General features: G+C 53.2%; 2 rRNA genes. Both read left to right on the top strand.

The features are described 5' to 3' along the window. Positions 1-2,637: ribosomal RNA gene (locus tag SxD43FB_RS23160) — 23S ribosomal RNA — on the top strand; the annotation flags it as partial. Between the two features lie 160 nt (positions 2,638-2,797). Beyond that, a 5S ribosomal RNA gene (gene rrf / locus SxD43FB_RS23155) occupies positions 2,798-2,912 on the top strand. The last annotated feature ends 37 nt before the right edge of the window (positions 2,913-2,949 follow it).

The following is a 2,949-nucleotide window of genomic DNA, read 5'->3' as shown; positions in this document are numbered from 1 at the left end:
GCTGGCCCCGTGTTAAATGGGAGAGGTATCACTAAGCTGAATAAAATAGGCTTTGGTGAGGCGAACCCGGAGAACTGAAACATCTCAGTACCCGGAGGAAAAGACATCAACCGAGATTCCGTTAGTAGTGGCGAGCGAACGCGGACCAGGCCAGTGCCTGGTGCTTAGTTAACAGAAGTGTCTGGAAAGGCACGCCATAGCGGGTGACAGCCCCGTATGTGAAAGCAAAGCATCAGGACTCGAGTAGGGCGGAGCACGTGAAACTCTGTCTGAACATGGGGGGACCACCCTCCAAGCCTAAATACTCGTACATGACCGATAGTGAACCAGTACCGTGAGGGAAAGGTGAAAAGCACCCCGATGAGGGGAGTGAAACAGTACCTGAAACCGGATGCCTACAAGCAGTGGGAGGGTCCTTGAGACCTGACCGCGTACCTCTTGCATAATGGGTCTGTGACTTAGTGTATCAAGCAAGCTTAAGCCGTTAGGTGTAGGCGCAGCGAAAGCGAGTCTGAATAGGGCGACTTCAGTTTGATGCATTAGACCCGAAACCCGGCGATCTATGCATGACCAGGTTGAAGGTGCGGTAACACGCACTGGAGGACCGAACCGTTCAATGTTGAAAAATTGTCGGATGAGTTGTGCTTAGGGGTGAAAGGCCAATCAAGCCGGGAAATAGCTGGTTCTCCGCGAAATCTATTGAGGTAGAGCGTCGGATGATTGCCGTTGGGGGTAGAGCACTGGATGGTTGCGGGGGTCGCGAGATCTACCAACACTAACCAAACTCCGAATACCAACGAGTCTAGTCCGGCAGACAGACGGCGGGTGCTAAGGTCCGTCGTCAAAAGGGAAACAGCCCTAACCTACAGCTAAGGTCCCCAAGTCATCACTAAGTGGGAAAGCATGTGGGATTTCCAAAACAACCAGGAGGTTGGCTTAGAAGCAGCCATCCTTTAAAGAAAGCGTAACAGCTCACTGGTCTAAATAAGAGATCCTGCGGCGAAGATGTAACGGGGCTAAAGTGATGCACCGAAGCTTAGGGTGTGATCGTTTACGATCACGCGGTAGCGGAGCGTTCCGTAGGCCGTTGAAGCGATCTGGTAATGGGTCGTGGAGGTATCGGAAGTGCGAATGCAGACATGAGTAGCGATTAACAGTGTGAGATGCACTGTCGCCGAAATTCCAAGGGTTCCTGCTTAAAGCTAATCTGAGCAGGGTAAGCCGGCCCCTAAGACGAGCCCGAAGGGGGTAGTCGATGGGAACCACGTTAATATTCGTGGGCCTGGAGGTGTGTGACGGATGGTGTAACTGGTCTGGGCTTATTGGATTGCTCCAGGCTGGGAAATCGTCCCAGGAAATAGCCCCTCCGTATAGACCGTACCCTAAACCGACACAGGTGGAATGGTAGAGTATACCAAGGCGTTTGAGAGAAGTATCCTGAAGGAACTCGGCAAATTGCCTCCGTACCTTCGGAAGAAGGAGGCCCCATATAAGCGCAAGCTCTTATGGGGGGCACAGGCCAGGGGGTAGCGACTGTTTAGCAAAAACACAGGGCTCTGCTAAGTCGGCTTCAAGACGACGTATAGGGCCTGACGCCTGCCCGGTGCCTGAAGGTTAAGAGGAGGTGTGCAAGCACTGAATTGAAGCCCAGGTAAACGGCGGCCGTAACTATAACGGTCCTAAGGTAGCGAAATTCCTTGTCGGGTAAGTTCCGACCTGCACGAATGGCGTAACGACTTCCCCACTGTCTCCAGGATATGCTCAGCGAAATTGAATTCTCCGTGAAGATGCGGAGTACCCGCGGTTAGACGGAAAGACCCCGTGCACCTTTACTGCAACTTCAGAGTGGCATTAGGAAAGAGCTGTGTAGCATAGGTGGGAGGCTTTGAAGCATCGACGCCAGTTGATGTGGAGCCATAGGTGAAATACCACCCTGCTGTTTTCTGATGTCTAACCTCGTACCGTTATCCGGTACAGGGACCCTCTGTGGTGGGTAGTTTGACTGGGGCGGTCGCCTCCTAAAGAGTAACGGAGGCGCGCGATGGTGGGCTCAGGACGGTTGGAAACCGTCTGTTAGAGTGCAATGGCATAAGCCCGCCTGACTGCGAGACTGACAAGTCGAGCAGAGACGAAAGTCGGTCATAGTGATCCGGTGGTCCCTCGTGGAAGGGCCATCGCTCAACGGATAAAAGGTACGCCGGGGATAACAGGCTGATGATTCCCAAGAGCTCATATCGACGGAATCGTTTGGCACCTCGATGTCGGCTCATCACATCCTGGGGCTGGAGCAGGTCCCAAGGGTTTGGCTGTTCGCCAATTAAAGTGGTACGTGAGCTGGGTTCAGAACGTCGCGAGACAGTTTGGTCCCTATCTGCCGTGGGCGTCGAAATTTGAGAGGAGTTGACCCTAGTACGAGAGGACCGGGTTGAACATACCTCTGGTGTACCAGTCGTTCCGCCAGGAGCGCAGCTGGGTAGCTATGTATGGACGGGATAACCGCTGAAAGCATCTAAGCGGGAAGCCTCCCTCGAGATAAGATTTCATCGAGCCGTCGTAGACCACGACGTTGATAGGCTGGATGTGGAAGTGGAGTAATCCATGAAGCTAACCAGTCCTAATTGCTCTGTTCGCGCTTAAACGGTTCACTTGTGAACCGCAGAGTCCCACCATCAATGACAGCACTGGCAACAGGCAGCTTGAAACGATGGCGTGGTTCTTAGGCCAGCCAGAATATCACACACACAAAACACCGTGCACGGTATCGATTATAAACCCTGATTTTGCGCCAGCTTCATTGCTTGGTGACCATAGCGTCTGTGACCCACCCGATCCCATCCCGAACTCGGCCGTGAAACCAGTCTGCGCCGATGGTACTATTGCTCAAGCACTGGAAGAGTAGGGCGTCGCCAGGCATTGAAGCTCGCGCAAAATCAGCAAAAACCCATTCAC

The organism is Sphingobium sp. D43FB (assembly GCF_002312805.1).
Lineage (GTDB): Bacteria > Pseudomonadota > Alphaproteobacteria > Sphingomonadales > Sphingomonadaceae > Sphingobium.
Note: the sequence above shows the minus strand (reverse complement) of the source record. Positions and strands in the feature narration are given on the sequence as shown.